The organism is Roseomonas aerilata DSM 19363 (assembly GCF_000711725.1).
Taxonomy (GTDB): Bacteria; Pseudomonadota; Alphaproteobacteria; order Acetobacterales; family Acetobacteraceae; genus Roseomonas; species Roseomonas aerilata.
On record NZ_JONP01000112.1, the window covers coordinates 1 to 3,307 of the forward strand.

The 3,307-nt window shown below is 65.7% G+C and carries 3 protein-coding genes; 1 reads left to right on the forward strand and 2 read right to left on the reverse strand.

Annotation, left to right across the window (positions count from 1 at the left end):
- Positions 1 to 1,065 (reverse strand): recombinase family protein (locus BO39_RS29090; RefSeq protein WP_052403027.1); only part of this gene is annotated, 1,065 nt, incomplete at its 3' end.
- Positions 1,062 to 1,430, reverse strand: coding sequence for a DUF2924 domain-containing protein (locus tag BO39_RS29095; RefSeq protein WP_342666354.1), 369 nt, complete (start codon positions 1,428 to 1,430; stop codon positions 1,062 to 1,064). The genes BO39_RS29090 and BO39_RS29095, both read right to left, overlap by 4 nt.
- Positions 1,431 to 1,924: 494 nt before the next feature.
- Between BO39_RS29095 and BO39_RS29100 the strand changes: the two genes are divergently transcribed.
- The gene (locus BO39_RS29100; protein WP_156964146.1) at positions 1,925 to 3,190 is read left to right on the forward strand and encodes a hypothetical protein; all 1,266 of its coding nucleotides are present in this window, start codon (positions 1,925 to 1,927) and stop codon (positions 3,188 to 3,190) included.
- Positions 3,191 to 3,307: the final 117 nt, after the last annotated feature.

A 3,307-nucleotide genomic window follows, 5' to 3' on the forward strand; every position in this document is an offset into this window, starting at 1 on the left:
CTCGATCTCCGCCGCCGAGATGCGCCGGACCAGGGTGGGATCGGCACCGTCCGGCTGGTCTATGCCCTTCAGCGCAGTCTGACTGACGTAGTACCGGTACAGCCGCCCTCTCCTGCGCGTGTGTGTCGGCGAGAGCGCCCGTCCATCAGTGCCGTAGATCAGCCCCTTCAGCAGCGCCGGCGTCTGGTTCCGGGTACCGTTGCCGCGAGTGTGCGGGCTCTCCTTCAGCATCGCATGGACCTTATCCCAGAGCGCCCGCTCGATGACGGCCTCGTGCTCGCCCGCGTAGACCTTCCCCTTGTGCGCGGCCTCGCCGACGTAGGTCCGGTTGTTCAGCAGCTTGTAGATGTCCCCCTTATCAAGGAGCCTCCCCGACCGACTGGCTAGGCCCTCCGCCTGGAGCAGACGGGCGGTCTCGGTGCCCGATTGGGTGTCCAGGAAAGTGGTGAACACCCGCCGGACCGTTTGGGCCTCCTCCTCGTTGACCAGGAGCTTCCTGTCCCTGACCTCGTAGCCGAGCGGCACGTGCCCGCCCATCCACATGCCCCGGGCGCGGGAGGCCGCGAACTTGTCCCGGATGCGCTCGCCGATCACCTCCCGCTCGAACTGAGCGAAGGACAGCAGGATGTTCAGCGTCAGCCGGCCCATGCTGGTGGTGGTGTTGAAGGACTGGGTAATGGAGACGAAGATTACCCCATGCGCCTCAAAGGTCTCCACCAGCCGGGAGAAGTCCATCAGCGAGCGGGAGAGGCGGTCGATCTTGTAGACCACCACCACGTCCACCCTGCCCTGCTTGATGTCGCGGAGCAGCCGCTGCAGGGCCGGGCGCTCCAGGGTGCCGCCCGAGAAGCCGCCGTCGTCGTAGCGGTCGGCCACAAGGGTCCAGCCCTCCGCCCGCTGAGAGAGCACGTAGGCCTCACAGGCGTCCCGCTGAGCGTCGAGAGTGTTGAACTCACGGTCAAGCCCCTCGTCCGTGCTCTTGCGGGTGTAGACGGCGCAGCGGAAGCGCCGCACGGGGATAGGAGGCGGCACGACCTCGGCCGCCCTGCCCTGCCTGCGGCTCATGCGCCCGTCCCCTGGCCCTTAAGGCCGAAGAAGGTCCAGCCGTTCCACCGCGTGCCGGTGATGTGCCGCGCCACCGCCGAGAGGGAGCGGTAGGGCCGGCCCTCGAACTCGAAGCCCTCCGCCAGCACGGTGACCGCGTGCTCCACCCCCTGCCACTCGCGCAACAGGCGGGTGCCGGCCAAGGGGCAGCTGTCGGCCCGGACCCGCCGCAGGACCACGTTGCCGCCGTCCAGCTGCTCCCCGAGTGCCTCCAGCCGGGCGCGTGTCTCGGGCCTCAGCCCGCCATAGGCGAGATCCTGGATGCGGTAGGCAAGCCTGCTCTGGAGGTAGGCGCGGTTGAAGGGCGGCGGCTCCTTGCCGAACAGCTCGCGCCACTGCTTGCTTCAGCTGGGTGGTGGGCGTGCTCTGGAGAGCTGCCAGGCGGCCCAGCACGTCGGCGGGGGGAATGGCGGGGAAGGTCGGTGTGGGCGGCGCAGGCAGAACCGCTGGGCCACTACCGGCCCTCCTCCCCTGCCGTGCGATCGATCTCTGCGTCATGCGTGTCTCCGAGTTTGTGCAGGGACACGACCGCTCTGTTCGGGCGGGAAGTGTAGCGAACTCTCTCCCAAGCCCCCGGCCTGCTCGGCGTCACGGGCGAGATCCTCGGCGCTGTGGGCACGAAGCCGCACCAAGCCGGCAGCGAGCAGGGCGCAGACCTCGCGCAGGTGCGGGGGCAGGTGGAGGTTGAGCTCACGGGGTTGTTGCACGGCTCGAGGCTGATGCACCGGTTTGGAGGGCTCGACCGCTTGGCGACCGCAACCTAGAACAAACGGGCAACTCGTTTCGACCGTCGACCTCATGGCTGGAGCCCTCGCCCCTCATGACCCCTGAGCCGCCAGTCACTCTGCCTTTCACCGAAGCACTGGAGCGGCTGTGCGACCGGGAGCTGGCCCGTAATCTCTTGGACGCTGACCAGCGCCTGCGGAAGTTTCAGGCGCAGCAAGCCAACGCAGGTGGCTCCGACGTGTCGGTCAGTAGCGGTGCGAAGAGCATCACCGCTGAGATCTCGCGCGTGGAATGGAATCGAACTGTCGCCAGCATTGCCTTTCGCTCCGACCTCGCTGCCCGCGGTAGACGAGGCGAGTTTTACCTCCGTGGCCGGCAACGCTCTGCCGCTCCCTCTGATCCAGCAACTGTCCTCTCGGTTGAGCGTGCTCAGACAATAGCGATCAATCCGGTGTTCAGCACGATCGAGCTCGACGGTGAAATCTACGACGATGTCGAGGCTGTTCTCGGCCCGGTTCCGGTCGAGGGCGGCGCCGAACCACGCCGGCTGCCGCTGCTCCAGGCCCTGTCTCACTGGTGCAGTCCTCGGACTTTGCTGAACATCCGCAGAAGCGAAGCCTACCTCCGTACTGACGAGATCCGGGCCCTCGGATATCCCGCGCTCGGCGGAGCCAGCCGAGACACGGGTTCCGAGCAGCGTCTCTCCGAACATCAGCAGGCCGAAGTACAGCGCATTCTGGAAGCCTGCTGGGCGGAGCTGGGCAAGGACTTGCAGTCGCGGATCGCAGGCGGTGAGGTCTACCTCACCGGCGTTCAAACAAGGCCGGCAGCAATGACAACCCAGCAGCTTATCCCCACAGCCTGGGCGTTTGATCTGCAGTTCAACTTCAATGTCCTGTCCGTCGCAGCACACGGCCATCGCTGGACAGCGGTCGAGTGTTGGCTGGATCCGCCAAACATCGTCACCGAGCCGGCTGAGCAGGCAGGACCCGATGAAGCAACGCCAGCATCGCCCGCTACACTGCGGCCTGAGGACGTCCCAGGCCTGACCGACGAGGCGATCCTCACGCTGCTTGAGGAGCACGCAAAACGCGTGGTCGAAGGACCGGACGCTAAGCTGATCGAACCGGGCAAAATCTCCCTTATGCCGATCGTCAAGCGCAAGATGGGGCATCGCGCCGCGCAGGGCAGGCTCCTGCCCAAGCTTGTCGACGAGGCCGAGGTCTTGGCTGACTGGATCAGGTCGAAGATTGCGTCTCATCCGGTGCCAAAAGCCCCCACGATCTCAAAGGTACTGGGCAAGACGTACGAAGCGCTGAAGGCGCGATCCACGGCCGCGAATCAAAACTCTGCAGATTGAATAGCGGCGCTGGATCGCGGTTCTTAGACGCGGTTTTCAGAATTCCTGAGCGAGTCGTCCTGCAACCAGGAATATGCATGCGGTCTGGAGCAGGGACTGAATGATGAAGCCGCAGCG

Coding starts and splice junctions, on each gene's coding strand:
- BO39_RS29100 (WP_156964146.1), top strand. CDS start 1,925: ATGACCCCTGAGCCGCCAGTCACTCTGCCTTTCACCGAAGCACTGGAG.